This is a genomic window from Bdellovibrio sp. HCB274 (assembly GCF_047306075.1).
Lineage (GTDB): Bacteria > Bdellovibrionota > Bdellovibrionia > Bdellovibrionales > Bdellovibrionaceae > Bdellovibrio.
On the sequence record NZ_CP178623.1, the window covers coordinates 380,606 to 398,220 of the forward strand.

The 17,615-nt window shown below is 46.9% G+C and carries 17 protein-coding genes; 8 read left to right on the forward strand and 9 right to left on the reverse strand.

Features of this window, described 5'->3' with window-relative positions:
* The first annotated feature begins 13 nt into the window (after nt 1–13).
* Nucleotides 14–760 carry a hypothetical protein gene (locus ACLWNV_RS01920; protein ID WP_413586215.1) on the forward strand — a complete coding sequence of 249 codons (747 nt, stop codon included), beginning with the start codon at nt 14–16 and terminating at the stop codon, nt 758–760.
* An 85-nt stretch (nt 761–845) separates the two neighbouring features.
* Here ACLWNV_RS01920 and ACLWNV_RS01925 read toward each other — a convergent pair whose 3' ends face one another.
* From ACLWNV_RS01925 to ACLWNV_RS01940, 4 genes are all read right to left on the reverse strand, one after another.
* The gene (locus ACLWNV_RS01925) at nt 846–3,527 is read right to left on the reverse strand and encodes a valine--tRNA ligase (protein WP_413586216.1); all 2,682 of its coding nucleotides are present in this window, start codon (nt 3,525–3,527) and stop codon (nt 846–848) included.
* Nucleotides 3,528–3,774: 247 nt separating this feature from the next.
* A complete protein-coding gene (locus ACLWNV_RS01930; protein WP_413586217.1) occupies nt 3,775–4,884 on the reverse strand; it encodes a porin in 1,110 nt (369 codons plus the stop codon).
* 235 nt (nt 4,885–5,119) lie between these two features.
* Nucleotides 5,120–5,455 carry a hypothetical protein gene (locus tag ACLWNV_RS01935; RefSeq protein WP_413586218.1) on the reverse strand — a complete coding sequence of 112 codons (336 nt, stop codon included), beginning with the start codon at nt 5,453–5,455 and terminating at the stop codon, nt 5,120–5,122.
* A 2-nt stretch (nt 5,456–5,457) separates the two neighbouring features.
* Nucleotides 5,458–6,675, reverse strand: coding sequence for an MFS transporter (locus tag ACLWNV_RS01940; RefSeq protein ID WP_413586219.1), 1,218 nt, complete (start codon nt 6,673–6,675; stop codon nt 5,458–5,460).
* A gap of 29 nt (nt 6,676–6,704) precedes the next feature.
* On the opposite strand from ACLWNV_RS01940, the gene ACLWNV_RS01945 reads away from it, so the two are divergent.
* Nucleotides 6,705–7,853 (forward strand): hypothetical protein, encoded by a 1,149-nt coding sequence (locus ACLWNV_RS01945; protein WP_413586220.1) that lies wholly within the window; start codon nt 6,705–6,707, stop codon nt 7,851–7,853.
* On the opposite strand, the gene ACLWNV_RS01950 is transcribed toward ACLWNV_RS01945, so the two are convergent.
* The 4 genes from ACLWNV_RS01950 to ACLWNV_RS01965 form a co-directional block, all read right to left on the reverse strand.
* On the reverse strand, nt 7,833–8,120 hold the full coding sequence (locus ACLWNV_RS01950) for a DUF167 domain-containing protein (RefSeq protein WP_413586221.1): 288 nt from the start codon (nt 8,118–8,120) through the stop codon (nt 7,833–7,835). The genes ACLWNV_RS01945 and ACLWNV_RS01950 overlap by 21 nt on opposite strands.
* 8 nt (nt 8,121–8,128) lie before the next feature.
* Complete coding sequence (locus ACLWNV_RS01955) at nt 8,129–8,680, reverse strand: DivIVA domain-containing protein (RefSeq protein WP_413586222.1); 552 nt, start codon at nt 8,678–8,680, stop codon at nt 8,129–8,131.
* Nucleotides 8,681–8,741: 61 nt separating this feature from the next.
* A complete protein-coding gene (locus ACLWNV_RS01960) occupies nt 8,742–9,569 on the reverse strand; it encodes a pyrroline-5-carboxylate reductase family protein (protein ID WP_413586223.1) in 828 nt (275 codons plus the stop codon).
* A gap of 79 nt (nt 9,570–9,648) precedes the next feature.
* A complete protein-coding gene (locus ACLWNV_RS01965; protein WP_413586224.1) occupies nt 9,649–10,299 on the reverse strand; it encodes a YggS family pyridoxal phosphate-dependent enzyme in 651 nt (216 codons plus the stop codon).
* A gap of 358 nt (nt 10,300–10,657) precedes the next feature.
* On the opposite strand from ACLWNV_RS01965, the gene ACLWNV_RS01970 reads away from it, so the two are divergent.
* Complete coding sequence (locus tag ACLWNV_RS01970; protein ID WP_413586225.1) at nt 10,658–10,966, forward strand: hypothetical protein; 309 nt, start codon at nt 10,658–10,660, stop codon at nt 10,964–10,966.
* Between the two features lie 10 nt (nt 10,967–10,976).
* On the opposite strand, the gene ACLWNV_RS01975 is transcribed toward ACLWNV_RS01970, so the two are convergent.
* The gene (locus ACLWNV_RS01975; protein WP_413586226.1) at nt 10,977–11,552 is read right to left on the reverse strand and encodes a Maf family protein; all 576 of its coding nucleotides are present in this window, start codon (nt 11,550–11,552) and stop codon (nt 10,977–10,979) included.
* A gap of 29 nt (nt 11,553–11,581) precedes the next feature.
* On the opposite strand from ACLWNV_RS01975, the gene ACLWNV_RS01980 reads away from it, so the two are divergent.
* Genes ACLWNV_RS01980 through ACLWNV_RS02000 form a run of 5 tightly spaced genes read left to right on the forward strand, consistent with a single transcriptional unit; the run spans nt 11,582 to nt 17,614 of the window.
* Nucleotides 11,582–12,490: a type II secretion system F family protein gene (locus ACLWNV_RS01980; RefSeq protein ID WP_413586227.1), complete on the forward strand. Its 909-nt coding sequence runs from the start codon at nt 11,582–11,584 to the stop codon at nt 12,488–12,490.
* On the forward strand, nt 12,490–12,840 hold the full coding sequence (locus ACLWNV_RS01985) for a DUF192 domain-containing protein (RefSeq protein WP_413586228.1): 351 nt from the start codon (nt 12,490–12,492) through the stop codon (nt 12,838–12,840). The genes ACLWNV_RS01980 and ACLWNV_RS01985 overlap by 1 nt, the downstream gene beginning before the upstream one ends.
* The gene (locus ACLWNV_RS01990; RefSeq protein WP_413586229.1) at nt 12,827–14,467 is read left to right on the forward strand and encodes an FHA domain-containing protein; all 1,641 of its coding nucleotides are present in this window, start codon (nt 12,827–12,829) and stop codon (nt 14,465–14,467) included. Before ACLWNV_RS01985 ends, ACLWNV_RS01990 begins: the two co-directional genes overlap by 14 nt.
* Nucleotides 14,467–15,588: an FHA domain-containing protein gene (locus ACLWNV_RS01995; protein WP_413586230.1), complete on the forward strand. Its 1,122-nt coding sequence runs from the start codon at nt 14,467–14,469 to the stop codon at nt 15,586–15,588. Before ACLWNV_RS01990 ends, ACLWNV_RS01995 begins: the two co-directional genes overlap by 1 nt.
* 1 nt (nt 15,589) lies before the next feature.
* Nucleotides 15,590–17,614 carry an FHA domain-containing protein gene (locus ACLWNV_RS02000; protein ID WP_413586231.1) on the forward strand — a complete coding sequence of 675 codons (2,025 nt, stop codon included), beginning with the start codon at nt 15,590–15,592 and terminating at the stop codon, nt 17,612–17,614.
* Nucleotide 17,615: the final 1 nt, after the last annotated feature.

Genomic DNA, 17,615 nt, shown 5'->3' on the forward strand with positions numbered 1-17,615 from the left:
CGATAGTTAAGGGATGATGAATACAAAGCAAAAAATCGTTATCCCCGTTGTCGTTGTCCTGTGCCTGGCTGCTTTCAGCCTGTTTATTCTGAAACAAAGAGCCGGCCACGTCGGCAATTTTCCTGAAGACATGCCAGAGTTAGTAGTAGCAGAATTGCCGGGGGCACCTGCTGCGCCAGCGCTCGCAGCTTCAGGATTCTTACCCACTTCAATGGAAAGCCCTGAGCGCTTTGAAGCTTTAAATAAAAATATTAAAGCCATGGGCGAGTGCCTGGATTTAAAAGTCCAACCTCTGTCGCCTCAAGACGAATTTAATTTTGAAACTGTTGGTAAGATTACCGCTCCAGATATGGGCCCCGTTATCAAGGTTCAGCCCAAGTGGAGTGTCGTAGATTATAAAACGAAGGCCGGTGAAAATCGCCGTGTCTTTGTTGACTATAGTTCTGATCCGAATGCTCCAGAAGCAGAACCAACGAAGACTCCTCATCACTATACTTTATTGGTAAGTGGTAAAGTGCGTGATATTGCCCTGCCAGGGGAGCTTGCCGCTAATCCATCGGAAGCAGATATTCAAAAGCTTCATGCAGAAGGCGAGCTGATTCGTATGGCACGTGCGGTACTAGTGACGTATCAAAATGGGGATGAGCTTAATTATGTCGAGCAAAACGGCAAAGCATACTCGGTGGTTGTGAGCCACTTGGGTAAGTACTTCCGCTGCAAAGACGCAGACTCTGCGCAAATGTCCTGTTCCTGCAACTAGGTATTAGGTACGGACTTACTTACCTTGAAAATAAAAAAGGCTTCCAGTTACGGAAGCCTTTTTTATTTGTGAATTTGAATTTTACTTACTGGAAGCGAGTCAAAGCGTCTTTCAAAGATTCCAACTGAACCTTTGATTGAGCCAGCAACGCGCGATCCGCAGCAATCACATCCTCATCCGCATTTGCCACGAACTTCTCATTCGACAATTTGCCAGACAGGATTTGGATGTCTTTGTTGAATTTCTCAATCGCCTTGTTGATACGTTTGATCTCTTCGTCGAAATCAACCAGACCTTCAAGCGGGATGATCACTTTAACACTCGCATCTTTCACCACAACCGGCGCAACAGCACATTTCATCAGGTTGCCTTCAGCACCGATTTCCATGTTTTCCAGGCGGCCCATAGTCATCAAAGCAGTGCGGTTGTTTTCCAGGATGTGTTTCACCTGGTCATTTGCAACACCCAAACGAACATTCAATTTGATCGCAGGGCTGATACGGTTTTCGCCGCGGATGTTACGCATCGCTGTGATTACTTCTTTCACGATATCGATTTCGAAAGCTGCCTGAGTTGAACCCAGCGCTAGGAATTCTTTATCGTTACGAGTTGTTGGATATTGATCCACGATACAAGCTTCACCCTTGATCGGAAGTTTTTGGTAAATTTCCTCAGAGATGAATGGCGTGAACGGGTGAAGCAGACGCATGATACGGTTTAGAACCTGCGCGATCACCAGTTGAGTTGCCGCTTTTTCTTCAGCATTGTTTCCATTCATGATCGGTTTCGTGAATTCGATATACCAGTCACAGAACTGATTCCAGATGAACTGATACAAAGCCGTGGCAGCGTCAGAGAATCTTTCCTGCTCCAGCGCTTCTTCAACTTCCTTTGTCACTTCATTCAGTTTTGAGATGATCCATTTATCGAACACGCTGATGTGGGCTTTGTTTGGCAAAGCCTTCGCGCCTTCAGCCGGAACTTTGAAATCAGAAAGATTTGAAAGTGCGAAACGAGCCGCATTCCAGATCTTATTCATAAAGTTGCGGTAGCCTTCAAGACGTTGCTCGCTGAACTTCATGTCTTTACCCGAGAACAAGTGTGCCGCGAAAGTAAAGCGAAGCGCATCAGCCCCGTGCTTGTCGATCATTTCAACAGGATCAATCGAGTTCCCCAAAGACTTGGACATCTTGCGGCCTTGAGAGTCGCGAACCAATCCGTGGATGTAAACCGTTCTGAATGGAACATCACGTTTGAATTCCAGACCCATCATGATCATACGGGCAACCCAGAAGAAAATAATATCGTGACCAGTTACCAGGTAACTAGTCGGGTAGAACGTTTTCAATGTCTCAGTCTCATTCGGCCAACCCATTGTAGAAAACGGCCATAGAGCAGAGGAGAACCAAGTATCCAAAACGTCAGCATCCTGGTGAAGATCGTGCTTACCGCACTTTTCACAAGCTGTTACGTCAGTTTCAGAAACTGTTTGATGGTTACAAGAGTTGCAATACCAAACCGGAATACGGTGACCCCACCACAATTGGCGGGAAATACACCAGTCTTCGATATTGTTTAACCAGTGAAGATAAACTTTTGTCCAAGATTCCGGCTCGAAGCGGATTGTACCGCTTTCAACCACGCGTTTTGCCGGAGTTGCCAGTTGTTCCATCTTAACGAACCACTGCTCGGACAAGAACGGCTCAACCACTGCGCCCGAACGGGAGCAGTGACCTACAGAGTGAACATGTGGCTCTTCTTTAACCAGCAAGTTTTGCTCTTTAAGATCTTCAACAACTTTCTTGCGAGCATCTGCCACTTTCATGCCAGCGTATGGGCCCGCATTTTCATTCATCTCAGCTTTTTTAGTCAAAAGATTGATGAACTCAAGGTGGTGGGATTTACCGATTTTGTAATCGTTGAAATCATGAGCTGGAGTGATTTTCACAACACCAGAACCGAATTCTTTATCAACGTAAGTATCAGCGATGATTTTGATCTTTCTATTGATCAAAGGAACGATCACGGATTTACCAACCAATGCTTTATAGCGTTCGTCGTCCGGGTGAACGCACAAAGCGGTGTCGCCCAACATTGTCTCTGGACGAGTGGTTGCCACAGTTAAGAAACCAGAACCATCTTCAAGCGGGTAGTTGATGTGGTAAAGAGCGCCCTTAACCTGTTTGTGTTCAACTTCCAGGTCAGAGATCGCAGTTTCAAGAGGACCTGACCAGTTCACCAGGCGTTGACCACGATAGATCAAACCTTTTTGGTGAAGAGTCACGAATACTTTACGAACTGCTTTAGAAACGCCCTCGTCCAAAGTGAAAACCGCACGATCCCAGTCACAGGAATCGCCCAGTCTGCGCATTTGCGAGTAAATGCGATTTCCGTATTGGTGCTTCCAGTCCCAAACTTTTTCTACGAAAGCTTCGCGGCCCAGTTCGTGGCGAGTTTTGCCACCTTCTTTTTTAAGTTCGCGCTCAACCACGGATTGAGTTGCGATTCCGGCATGGTCGGTACCTGGCAACCACATTGTGTTGTAACCGCTCATACGTTTCCAACGAATAAGAATATCCTGAATCGTGTGATCCAGGGCATGGCCCATGTGCAGGAAACCAGTGACGTTCGGTGGAGGCAAAATAATTGAAAATGGAGGTTTAGTGGATTGATCCTGTGCTTTGAAATAGCCGGCGTTTTCCCACCACTGATAAGTTCTGTTTTCTACATCTGCGGGATTGTAGCGATCTGATAATTGTTCTGACATTTGATACCCCAAAAGAGAAAGTTTACTTTGGCCAGGCCAAGAGTAAATAAGGACACGAAATCCCAAGGTTTTTAACCGTTAGAGTCTATCAGAATCAAGCAGTTTAGGATAGAGCCAGGCCCCGCAAAAACGCGCCAAAAGGTGGCTGGCGCCTTCTGGGTCTGCAGTGCGTTAGGAGTTGGGTAAAAAAGAAGGGAGGCTTTTGGGGCCTCCCTCGATAAAAGTCGGTTCTTTGAACCTTTTCGGACTATTTCAAGAAGTCAGCGTTCAAACGAGCGCCGATCGTGATTTGGTCAACTTTTGCATCAGCCATCGCCGTGTCAGCCATTTGCTGAGTCGTGTTGCTGTAAGCAACATGGTAACGGAAGATAGAATCAGCGATTGGTTTGTACTCAAGAACTGCACCGTAACCCATGAATTTGTTTGTTCCGTTTAGAGTTGCGTCTGTATTTGATTCAACTTTCTCTTCAGAAGCGATGATTTCAATGCGAGGCACCCAGTGTTCCCAACCAGTGTAAGCTGCTTTACCGATGATTGAGTAGATGGAGTCTTTCGCGCCATCAAGATCTCTTTCAAAGCCTGAGTTAGTGTAATCAACACCAGCAAGTACGTAACCGCCGAAGTTGTAAGACACGCCAGCAGAGTACAAGTTGTATTTATCTGCAGTCGGGTTACCCGTACCGTAGTGGTAAGAAGCCATAACTCTTAGGTTCTTATCCATGAAAAGACCTTTATAGATAAGACCTTCCATCATTGCATTGGAGTTTGTTGCTGCCGGAGTGATCGCACCTACAGCGCTTACGTCTGGAGTTTTAAATACAACCAAAGAAAGATTCTGATCAGGAGTAATATTGAAGATCAACTTCGCACCAGTTACGTATAGTAGCGAGCTTGTGCTTAGGTAATGACCCACAAGTGAGTTCGTGCCAGCAGGTGAACCTGTCGGAGTCCAAAGACCTTGTTTAGTATAGGCTTGAGATGTCAGGTACAAGTCAGCGCCTGAAGTTTGGCTCTCGATCGCGCCGTACTCAGAACCGATTTTACCAATTTGTAGAGAGAACATTTCGCTCATTTTGTGAGTCAAGTAAGCGAACTCTAGAGCAGTTTGGGAGTTGTCGCCAGCATTGTTAGTGCCGTTTTTGTTGTAAGCAGCACGCAAACGGAACGCAAGATCGTCGTTCACTTTCCCTTGGTAGTCCAAGCGGATAGTTTTGAAGTAGAACTGGTTGCTGTCATCAAGATTTGATTCATCGTAAGTCTTAGAATCATAATCTGCACGAGCATCAAAATTGATTGTGCCAGCGTGCGCGGTCATTGCTGTCGTTGTTGCCAAAGCGGCGATTAAAAACTTTTTCATTAAATGTCCTTCTATAAAAGTTTTTGGTTAATCTTCGTTTATCCTTGAATGATTAAATCATGCTATAGACATACGCCTAGGCCAACAACGGATATTTGTTCTTTGTCGTTTGTCGGTGCTTTGCATGCAGAAAAGGTGCGGAAAAGTATTTGAAGAGCGGGATGTCAGGGGGAAACCCTGACAGAATCATAACGAATACTGAAAAGTAAAAAGGGGACTGCTGGGTCCCCTTCTTTTACATCTGTAGTTTTTCTTTTTCTATTCCGGAAAGTCCGTCTTTAACGGTGTAAACATTGTTGAAGCCCTTGGCTTCCAGAGCCTGCACAAAAGGTGCATAACTCGTCCCGTTTTGGTCAATGATGACGATGGGATAGTGAGCGGGGAGTTTTCTCTCTGTAACCTGGGATGCGACTTCCTCAGGAGTTCCTGAGATTTGACAGTTATCCAAGTGAAGACCTTCAAGATTGCCATACTGAGACTTCAAGTCCACACCAAGATTAACCAAAATCATCGGAATTCGGCCCTTGATCAGATTATTGAATTGGAAAAATCCAAGCTGTGAAATATCCATGATTAACCTACTCGCGCATGATCTGGGATCAATTTGAAATTAATGATGATGATAGCTAACGCCACGAATGCCAAGCCACCTGAAACCCAGAACGGTGCTGTGATAGCGACACTACCGTACAAAGCTCCACCCAGTGCTGGTCCGATGATGCGACCCAAAGACGCCATGCTTTGAGTAACTCCCATTGCAGCACCTTGCTCTTTTGAATCAGTCAGCAAGCTGATGCTGCCCAGAATGGAAGGATTGGAAAGACCATTGCCCAAAGAAAGCAGAGTCATTGCGATCGCCATTCCAAACAATGTGTCTGAAATCGCAATCGTCGTTAAGCCGATAGCAAAGCATACGAGTCCAACTCGAAGCACCTGGCGTTCGCCGTATTTAGGAAGCATTCGACGAACCAAAAAACCCTGTGTGAAAATGATGATCACGCCGATGTAAGCAAAGCCAAAGCTGACTTGCTTGATCGTCCATTGGAACTTTTCACCCATGAACAAAATCAATGTCGCTTCCATGCCTGACATTGCCAGGGAGGACAGCAAAAACACCGTCATCAGTGCGCCAACAGTTTTGATGTTTAGATAGTGCCACATAACAGAGAAGCGCTTTTTCTTGGCAGCGGATTCGCTTTTCTCTGATAAAGATTCTTTAAGGAATTTGATGCCGAACAGGAAGTTTGCAAAGCAAAGGGCCGCAACCCAGTAAGCGGAAAACGAAGTGTCAAAGTGAGGAGCATCATTGATGTGATGACCCCAAACGGCCAACAAGCCACCCAGTGCCGGCCCAACGACAAATCCAAGTCCGAAGGCAGCACCAATCAAAGCCATGCCTTTGGAGCGTTCATGTTTGGGAGTGATATCTGAAATGTAGGCCGAAGCTGTGGAAAGACTTGCGCCAAAGAATCCGGCAAGGATGCGCGCAACGAAAAGCCATTCCAGGTCCCGTGCCAATGCGAACATGATGTAGGAAAGTCCTTCGCCGAACAGACAAAACAGCAGAATGGGTCTGCGACCCAGGCGATCACTCAGCTTTCCCCAGAACGGAGAAAACAGAAATTGCATCAAAGAGTACACGGACAAAAGCAAACCAGTTTGTAGTGCCGTTGCGCCAAAGTTTTTACTTAGCAGTGGGATGATCGGAATAACTACACCAAAGCCCACAAGGTAAAGGAAAACAGTGAAAAAGATGATTGCGAGCTGTGATTTGTTTGCTGTGCTGGTCATGGCCTTGTTATTATTAGGAACTTATGAAAATGGCAAATAATCTTCAGTGTTTGAGTGCGTTCTTAGTGACTTTGTTGCTGGCGGGATCCGTGGGTCATGCCCTTGATAACTACAAGGAGTTTCGCCGGGATCGTTGGGATTTCGAGCTGGGAACCAATTACTTTTATTCTGAAGCCAATTACGAAACTTTTGGTGAGGGAAGTACCAGCCTAAGCAGTGGAAACCATTACCAACTTTTGGATGTGGACTTTGCCACCCGCTATATGCCTTCCAGAACGTGGTCGGTGTTTGGTTCTGGAACTTTTAGTTCTGCCCAAAGCAAGAACTCCGTCGCAACGCGCACGAATACGAGCTTTTCAAATATCACAGGGGGCTTTGATTTTCTGGCCTATGATGGATGGGCGCAGTTAGTTCCCGAGTTTGGAATTTTGATTCCTTTGCAGCAAGTCGACCCAGCGGGTGACGATGCTTTAAATTCCGAAGGTGTTGTTGAATTGTGGGGGCGCCTTACCGCGCAAAAAGATTTCGGCACTGCCCGATTTTATGGATGGCTGGGATTAGATTATCGAGCAGACGGTCGCTCGTCGTTAATGCCATGGGGGGCAGGCTTGCAATTTAAAGCAGATGCATTCCGAATTGGTGGAGAGGTGATTGGCAGTCAATCCATTACCGATGATAAAGACACTAACACACAGTATATCCGTAACGCTTATCTGCAAAATGTGAACGCCGGGTCTTATAAGTTTTACTCTGTGAATCCGTCATCAATAGATACTTTGTTTTACGCAACCTGGATGGTGAATAACAACTGGGCTTTGCAAATCAATGGTGGCGCCACAGTGGCTGGGGAAAATTCCGCGGCCGGATATCACGCGGGAGCATTGGTTCGATACAGCTTTGATATGGCAGAAGGTTATCGCCAGCAGGATTATCCGCTCTACAATACTCCGCCATCGACTTCGGGTGCGCCGGCTGGAAAATCAAATATGTACAACCGTTCTGATTCAGAAATGAGCTCATCCAACACGCGTCAGTTCCGTGAGGCGACAGATGATGGTGTCGATCAAAGTCAGTTCAAACCTCGGCCGACTAAGAAAAAGAAAAAACCTAGCGTCAATATTCAGGAACAACTGGATAAAACAGAATTTGATGTCGAGCTAAAGCGCGGCGGAAATTAATCGCTCGGCTTCGCTTTTGGTGAGGCCGCTGATTTCCACTGTTTTGCTGCGACCGGTGTCACCTTTAATCAGCGTAACGTCACGTTTTGCCACTTTAAAAAACTTAGATAGAAATTGAATCAGTTCTGCATTGGCTTCGCCATCGACGGGCGGTGCGGAGATTTTGATTTTCAGAAGTCCGTTGTGGGGGCCCACGATTTGATTTTTGGAGGACTTGGGCTGAATAAAAAGGTGGAGTCGAACTCCACCTTTAATTTCTTCGATCACAGTCTGAGTTATTCCGCAGAAAGTGGGGAAACGTTTGTAGAACGGTTGTTACCGTTCGTGCCACCGTTTGTGTTGTTCACAAAGTTTTGATTTTGCATGTGCATTTGCGGCATGTACTTTTCGCCTTGCTCAAGCAAAGACAAATGCGCCTGGGCCAAAGCCTTCAGATTCGCTTCAAACTGCATGCGTGCACGTTTTAGCTCGTTTACTTCCTGATACATTTTTTTCAATGAATCACGGGAGTCACGAGTGATGATTTCCGCTTTTTGATTGGCATCAGCAGTAATAAGTTTAGCTTCGCGCTCAGCATCCTGACGCAAACGATCTGCCATTTGAGTGGCTGTTGCAATCGTGTCTTTCAGAACCTGATCACGCTCTTTATATTCCATCAAAGAAAGTTCTTTTTCGCGAAGAGCTTCTTTTAGGGAATTTCTGTCCTGGATCAATGCTTCCATTTGAGCAGCGACCTGTTGGAGGAAATCCATAACCTCGTCAGTGTCGAGACCCATCATTTTTTTGCCAAATGATTTATGAGCTATATCAATGGGTGTGATTTTCATTTTGTTCCTCCTTGAACGCTATGAATTTAAGAATAGAAGTCCATTAGGGGACCCGGCAAGGTTATTTGATCTCCCGGGCCATTTCTTTGTTTCTCATCGCAGCTTTTTCAAAGCTGATGCGAAGCGCACGTTCGATTTCCAGCTCACGCATGGACTGAAGTCCAGCTGCCGTAACACCTTTTTTAGAGGTTACACGGGCCTGCAAGTCTTCAACATTTTCGCGTGCTTGAGCCGCCAATAAAGAGGCCCCAACAAATGTTTCAATTGTCATGACTCGGGCTTCCTCAAGCGAAAAGCCGTGTTCCTCAATCCAATCCTGCCAGTACATCATCATTTCAAAGACAAAGCCGGTGCCGCTGGAGCAAGAAATCATCAGTGCTTCGAACTGATCTTCGTCAGTCACTTTGATTACTCGGCCCAGTGGAGTGAATAAATCTTCCACTGTGCTGTCGAGTGCATTGTCGTCGTCGTCATTTAGAAGGTAGCCAATAACTCCGCGACCAATCACTGAAGGAGTGTTTGGCATTACGCGGGCCATGCGGGCTCCGTTTAAGAAGCGTTCCAGTTTTTCCATGCGGATGCCGGCGGCGACGCTGATCACGATCTTGTGTTCATCAAAAGCGCGGCCCACAGGTTCCAGCGCCACCAGTAAATCCTGCGGTTTCACCGCAAGAATAATGATGTCACAAGTGTCGATGAGTTCTTCGTTGTTGGAAATGGAATTGATTTTAAACTGTTCAACCAGTTTGACCAGTTTTCCTTCTGATCTGTTAGAGGCAAATATATTTTTAGCAGGAATTCCGCCTTCGATAAGGCCTTTGATCATGGCTTGCGCCATATTCCCTGCACCCAGAAATCCGATTTTTTGAGTTTTGAGCAGTGGGTTCATAGAATCATCCTACCTTTAGCAAAGGAATTCGCCAAATGAATTCATCCACTATGTCAGACTCCGAAGGGCAGAAATTCGGTTAATTTCTTGCGCCAAAAAGAACTGTGCCCAAGCGAACCAGAGTTGCGCCTTCCTGAATTGCCACCCGGAAGTCATTGCTGGTGCCCATTGAGAGGGTTTTAAGGGGGTGGCGAGTCAGTTCCGTTGAGCTGGCAAGCTTTTCCCGCAACTCCCGCAGTTCCTGGAAATAGGGGCGGACTTCATCGCCGGATTCAGTTAACGGAGGCATGGTCATCAATCCCTCAATGGATAAATGAGGTAGCCGGCAGAGCTCATCCCAGCTCGCAAGCACAGTTTGTTTATCAAAACCGCTTTTGCTTTCTTCGTTGGCCAGGTTCACCTGAATTAGAATTCTTTGGCGGACCCCTTTGTTTTCACACTGTCGGCTTAAAGTTTGAGCCAGCTCCAGTGAGTCCACGGAGTGAATCAGATGAAACTTGCCGACAACGTGTTTTGCTTTGTTTTTTTGAAGGTGGCCAATCAGGTGCCATTCAATATCAGAAAGATCCTGTAGGAGTTCCTGTTTTTCAAGAGCCTCCTGAACGTAGTTTTCCCCAAAGCGTCTTTGCCCCTGCTGATAAAGATCGCGAATCTTCGCCGCGGGCTGAAGTTTGGAGACGGCCAGAATTTTGTCGGCACCGATTTCGGCACGGATATCTTGAAAGCTCATGACGAAACCCTAACAACGATTCCCTGAAACTTCCAACAATGGCGCGATGCGCTTGAATTATTTCGCTGAAATCCGCATTCTAAATACCATCGCTACTTTTTTGTTGACGGGGGTTGGGGGTACTCCTATAACATGGTTCATGTATAGCTCCTCCCGAATGGCGACATACAATTCTCACGACCCTCGGCTGCATCTTAGGAAGCAGTTCGGGGGCGCGCTTTTAAAGAACAGCAATGCAAAAACAGCCCGGCCGATCAGCACCAAACATGCGATGCACGTGGTGCTTTGTTCTTCTCAGGCAAGTGGGGATCGGTCTTTTCGAAATTCAAAAAATTGGAAACGGATTACGGAAATTTTGGTGTCACAGGCACGAAAGTACCGGATTGAATTGCGTGAACACGTCAACGGCGGGGATCAGTTACAGCTTTTAATCAAAGTAAAAAATCGCGAAGCATTTAATGGTTTTATCAGAGCAGTCAGTGGAATGATTTCCATGGTGGTGACCGGAGCGGCAAAAACCCGGTCGCTAAAAGATAAGTTTTGGAGTTTTCGTCCGTGGAGTCGGGTAGTCGCACTTGTTCGTGGATACAAGATTCAATCTGACGAGTGGATTCAGGATTACGTGATCGATTTAAGATCACTGAAGCCGCGCAAAGCTCCAGCCTGAGAGAGTGAAATTAAATTTGTGCGAGCAGGTTTTTCACCAATTGCACAGGTAAACCCACAACATTATCAAAGGGGCCTTCGATTTTTTCGACGAATTTCCCGCCCAGTCCCTGGATGCCGTAAGCTCCGGCTTTGTCCATAGGTTCGCCGGTCTCGATGTAGGTCCAAATTTCCTGATCCGTCAAATTCCTGAAGAAAACTTTTGTAGTTTCAATTTGAGACAGTTCTTTACCCGTCGCAGAGTCGATGATGCAGACTCCGGTTTGCACATCATGGGATTTTCCCGACAATCGTCGTAACATTCTGAAGGCTGCATCCTTGTCAGCTGGCTTTCCTTGCAGTTCACCGTCAACTATCACCTCAGTGTCAGCGGAAATAAGAGTAAACTCCTGTTCTTTACTGGACTTTAGGTGTGTGAAAGCGGCTCTCGCCTTACGTCTGGCAATGTCCAAAATCTGTTCTGCGGCATTCAGGTTTTTGTCAGGAATTTCCGATACTTTTACTGATGCTACGTCGAATGAAAACCCTGCTTCTTGAAGCAGTTGTTTACGGCGTGGAGACTCTGAAGCCAGGATCAATGTTTTCATGAGTCTGACTAGAACACGAAGAGGCCAAAATGGGAAGCGCAGAATTAATGCTGATTTTGGGTCTGCTCCTAGCGGGAGTAGCGGTCTTCCTATTCGTAAATTCCATCTTTGCCAGCAACGCAGATAAGCAGCAATTGTCTTGGGCGAATAACGATGAGCCGGCTAAATCGAAAAATCCTATTATTAATTTTTCCCGTCCGCTGGTGCATCAGTTCACTTTGCAGCACGCTTTAAGAATTCGCAGCGAAAACTATCGCCGTCGCGTGCGCAAGTACATCAAGACTTCAGGATTATCCCAGGAGTTGAACGAAGATGAGTTCATCGGCTTGCAGCTTCTGTGGGGCGTGATGTTCCCGATCTTCCTGTTGATCATGAACTTCTCGTTGCAGTTGGGACTTTCGTGGTTCATGTGTGTGGGTGTGGGGCTAGTGGGCTTCTATCTTCCGCAGGTTCATGCTTCGGGTGAAAAGAAAAAGCGGGAGCTTTCAGTGCGCGGCGATCTGCCATTCTTCATCGATCTTCTGGCGCTGTCAGTGGAAGCGGGTCTGGACTTTTTCTCGGCGATTCAAAAGATCGTGGATAAAGCCCAAGGTACCAAGAGTGTACTGGCCGAAGAATTTTCTATTGTGCTTAAAGATATTAAAATCGGTGCTTCGAAAACCCAGGCGTTAAAGGACATGAGTGAACGTCTGGATATGGGCGAGATCACAAGTTTCGTCGCAGTCCTGGTCGATGCAGAAGCAACGGGTGCCAGTATTTCGCAGGTTCTGAAGGATCAGTCAGAGCAAATGCGTATGGAGCGTTTCGTACGTGCTGAAAAAGCCGGTGCGAAAGCGTCTCAGGCAATTCTGATTCCTTTGATGTTATTTATTTTACCAGCCGTGTTCATTATGGTTTTTGGACCGGTTGCGATTTCATTTATGTATGGGCCCAAATAATGATGAAGAAGCTTGAGAACGTCACAACTAAAGCCACTTTGATTCCGAATCTGGAAGTCGCAGACTCTATCCAGACTCGGGGCGTGGGTTTATTGGGTCGCAGCTCGTTGGCGGAAGATCATGCTTTGTGGATTTTAAGATGCAACAGCATCCATACGTTCTTCATGAAATTCGCAATTGATTGTGTGTTTGTGGATAAGAACCTGAAGGTTAAAGCTGTATATAGAAATGTAAAACCATGGCGCTTGGTGCTTCCTGTGTGGGGCGCAAGTTCTGTGGTTGAGATGGCTTCAGGGGTTAGCAGCAGGTTGAATATCAACGTGGGAGATCAACTCAATGTGGGCGCTTAGAATTTTGTCCGGCCCACAAGCCGGAGGCATTTTAGAGCTTAAGATGGGCCGAAATCTTGTCGGTCGGGCTCCACAATGTGATATCAAAATCACCAGCCCTGGTGTTTCTAAAGAACACAGCGAGATCGTCGTTTACAGCGATAAGATCGTCGTCACGGATTTGAAATCCAGCAATGGAACTTACTTAAACGGTGTGCGCATGCAGACGGGACTTATGCGTCTGGGTGATAAGCTTGGCATTCACGATGTTCTGGTGGATATCATTCCCGCTCCGGAAAAAAGAGTTCCAACTCCAGCACCGGCCATGGCCCATCCAGGATATGGAATTCCGCAAAACATGCCAGCAGGTATGCCGGCCGGAATGCCACAACCTATGGGTATGCCTCAACCGATGATGGGTAATGGCGTAAGTGGTGCGCCACCGGAAGCTGCTCCAGCATATAATGCCGGTGGTTTGAAAGCTCTTTGGGATAGATTCCAGGAATACTTGGATCGCGTGGCTTTGCCGGGTGTTTATAAAATTCCTACGTTCCTTGAATTCCGCATGGTGCTTTTGGGCTTCGTCGTGATCTTTATTTTTGTCACGACATTGCTTGCGATGATTCCGATGGTGCAAATCACCAGAGCCAGCATCATCACTGAAAGTAAAAGAAGGGCCGCTTCGATTGCCAGAACTTTGGCAACGATCAATCAGGCGGCACTTTTGCAAAATAGTTTTTCTTCGTTAACTACCAATCAGGCCGAGGCCGAAGATGGTGTAAAACAGGTTCTTATAGTTCAGCAGTCTGACGGTATGATTCTGGCTCCGGCATCCCGTGCGGGAACAACACCGGATTTGCCATTCGTGCATCAGGCCCGTCGTGAAATGCGCCCGGAATCGGTAGAGGTGGACTCGACCACAATCGGTGCAAGCTTCCCGATCGGTCTCTTTGACCCAAGCACTGGAGAGCAATCAGTAAAAGCTCACGCCATCGTGCTTTATGATATTGGCAGCTTGGCATTTGATGATGGTCGCGCGATCAGTTTGTTCATGCAAACTCTGGTGATCGCAACATTGGTGGGTCTGATCCTGTTCTTCTTTATGTACAAGTTGGTGGAGTACCCGTTGGTGGTCCTGAATCAGCAGCTGGATACCGCAATGAGAGAAAAGAATGATAACACCAGTGTGGACTTCATCTTCCCACCGCTGCAGGCATTGATTGGCAATATCAACAGTTTGCTGACACGTTATATTCACGGCGAGGGCGACGCCCAGGCCGGTGGTATTGGTGGCTTTGTGAATAAGGATGGCGAAGCAGAAAACCTGGTTCAGCTGATTGGCTTTCCGGCGATTGCAATTTCCAAAGACGGTCGCATTATGGCGGGAAGTCCTTCCTTTAGCCAGATTGCGCGCACGGAAGTGAATGCTTTAGTGGGTCAACAGTATCAGGCGATTCCAGACGTGGCTTTGCAGCAGAATCTGACGGATTTGATGGCAAGAACGCGCGAGAATCCAAGAACTATTCAAACAGATCAATTGGAGTTCAACGGGCATCCTTGCGTGTTGAGTTGTCAGGCGATGTCTTCACAGCCTCAGGAAGTGGATTACTTTGTAATCACTATCTCACCGGCTGAGGGAGGGTCCTGATGGGAGCAGCTCCTAAAGTGAAAGATGCATTGAAGTTTGATATTGAAGTGATTAAAGGTCCTCACGTGGGACTGCGATTGTCATTTACAGGTGGCACGGCGAAAATCGGCCGTGGCCCTGAAAATGATATCGTGCTTGCGAATGACCCGCGTATCAGTCGTCTGCATGCAGAGATTCGTCAGCGTGGAAATGAATTCCTGATCGTCAACTTGAGTCAAAAGAACTTCGTAATGTTGAATGGCGAAAGCATTCAATCCGAAATCCTGAATAAGGGTTCGGTGATTCAAGTGGGTGATTCAGAGATTCGCTTTACGCCTGAAGTGGTCGCGATAGAGCAGGAACCACCAGCGGTTCCTGTGTTAAAGCCAGCCGTGAATCAGGGAATTCCTAATGTGCCAGCAGCGGGAAGGCCGCAAATGCCGGCGCAAGGCATTCCGCAGATGCCACCGATGCAGCCGCAAGCTGGTGTTCCAGGTCAGGTGCGCCCACAAATGCCGATGGGGCAACCTCAACCGGCGGCGAATCAGTATCGTCAGGCTCGCCCGGCTGCAGGAAATGCAGGTGGTGGATTGCTGTCAAATCCACGAGTTCGCTTCTATGCGATTATTGCTGTGCTTGGTTTGGTTGCATGGTTCTTGTTATCGCCATCTAAAAAAGGTGCAGCGAAAGATCCAAATGCTTTCAGAACATCCGCGATCAGTATTCAGGACGTGGCCGATGCGGAAAAACGCACGGAAGAGCTGCGTAATATCAAAAAAGAAAAGTATGATTCCGTTCAATACAAGCGGGCCCAGGAAAACTTCATTCGTGGCTTCCGTGATTTCCAGCAGGGACAGTATGCGCGTGCGCGCGAGTCTTTCCAGGTGGTGTTGAATTTGGATCCGGAAAATGAACTGGCAAAACGCTATTATCATCTTTCCAAAATTAAGTTTGATGAGTTGGTTAAGTTCAACCTGATTCAAGGCGCGCGATACAGAGAGAAAAAGAACTGGCGCATGTGTCAGTCGAATTACTCTAATGTGATTACGATGCTGCAAAATCGTCGGGATGATCCAAGTTATAAAGAGGCTAAGCAGTTCTATGAGGAATGTACTTTGAATCTGGAAGGAGGACGACTCTAATATGGCACATCTGATAGTCCGTCTTCGCGGAAAGACAGTTTATAATATGCCTTTAGAAGAGGGTCGCTCCTATGTGGCGGGCCGTAAAGAGGACTGCGATATCGTATTGCAGCCGGAAAAAGGCATTTCCCGGGAACATTTTAAAATTTCCTCTGAAAACGGTCAGTGGACTTTGCAGGTCGTTTCCCGCTATGGCGAAGTGATGGTGAACGGTGAACCTGTTCAGCAGGTTTCCCTGGATCATGGCTTTTCTTTTACTATTCCTCCTTATGAATTTGATTTCCTGATGTCGTCTGCGTCAGCGCAGCCGGCAGTGGTTGATGTTGCTGCAACTCCATCTATGTCCTCAGAGGCTAGTTACTTACCGGCAGTTCAGGGCGAAATGGGCGCAGAGAAAACCATCGTGGGTGCTGCTCCGACAGCTGCGTTTATTAAAATTGTGGATGCAGCCGGTGATGCCAAAGAATTGATTCGTCTGGATGAGGGGGATTCCTGGATTGCGGGGCGTGATGCTTCCTGCAATATTCAAATCCGCGACCAAAGAGTCAGCCGTCGTCAGTTTGAACTTCGTCGTAATGGTAATCAGTACCACATTATTGATCTGGGCAGTGTGAATGGGACGCTTCTTAACGGAAATCCTATTTCTTCCACCGATCTGACATCAATCCGCAGCGGTGATGCGATCACGGTTTTGGATAATTACTTATTCTTTGAATTGCACGATGCACACTTCCAAAGTCGCCTGGAAATGGTGAAGGTCGCTCCGCCAAATCCATTGGTGCAGATGTCAAATAATTCAGTTCCTTCAGAGTATGATCAGGCTTACGGAATTGCTCCCTACCAACAGCAGGGTGGCGTGCCGATGCAGTATCAACCTCAGTATGGTCAGATGCCGGGGCCGGTGGCTCCTCCACCGCCAGAAGGAAAAGGCAAGTTTGATTTCCAAAAGCATCGTCCAAAAATCATCGGTGGCGCCGTTGCCGTGCTGTTGGCGGCTTACTTATTCAGTGGTGGCGAAAAGAAAACCGATTCACCAAAATCAGGTGGCACGGTGGCAGCACCGGGTTCTCCGCAGGAAGTATTCAACAAATTAAAACCCGAGCAGCAGGCCTTGGTTCGCCAAAGATATAAAGACGCTAAAAATCTTTATATGCAGGGTAAGTATCAGTTGGCCCAGGATGAAATCGTGAAAATTCACGAAATGGTTCCTGATTACGAAGACACCAAAGAAATTCAGCGTCTGGCTAAAGAGGCTATTTATATTAAAGAATTAAACGCTCGTGAAGAAGAGCGTGAAAGAGCCAAAGCAGAAGCTGAACAAAAGATTCAGAATCAGGTAGCCGTCTGTCAGAAGAAAATCAATCCAAACAGTACCATGGATGAGATGGATGAGTGTTTATCCAGCGTGATGCAGTTTAATCCGGATCATCCAAAGATTCTGGATTTAAAAGCTCAGGTCGAAGTCATTACCACGAATCGTGAAGCTCAAAAAGCTCAGCGTGCAGAATACCAGGCGCAGGTCGCACGTCTTAAAGCGATCTATGATAAAGCGCAGTCTTTGCATAAGAGTTCGCAAAAGCCTTTGGATATTATCGAGGCTTATGAAAAAGTTCTGGCTTCCAAGCTGCCGGATCCGAACAGCTACAAAGCCCAGGCTTCACGCAGTATTGCTTCCATTCGCAGTCAGATGAATTCAAAAACTGCGGCTCTGCAAAGCGAGTCGGAAAAGCTTTATCAGGCAGGAAACCTGAAAGGTTCCATCCTGGCTCTTAGAAAAGCCAAAGGAATTGATCCTGAAAATCCAGAGTTGCCAGAGAAAATTGAAAGACGGGTTACAGAGCTGCGTAAGCAGATGATGACTCTTTATCAAGAAGGCATCCTGGAAGAAAGCTTTGGTAACGTCGACGGCGGTGAATCCAAAGCCGGCGCCAAGGATAAATGGAAAAAGATTCTGGAACTTGATATTCCAGACGGTGAGTACTACCGAAAAGCGCACATTAAATTGAAAAAATACGGAGCTCTTTAAG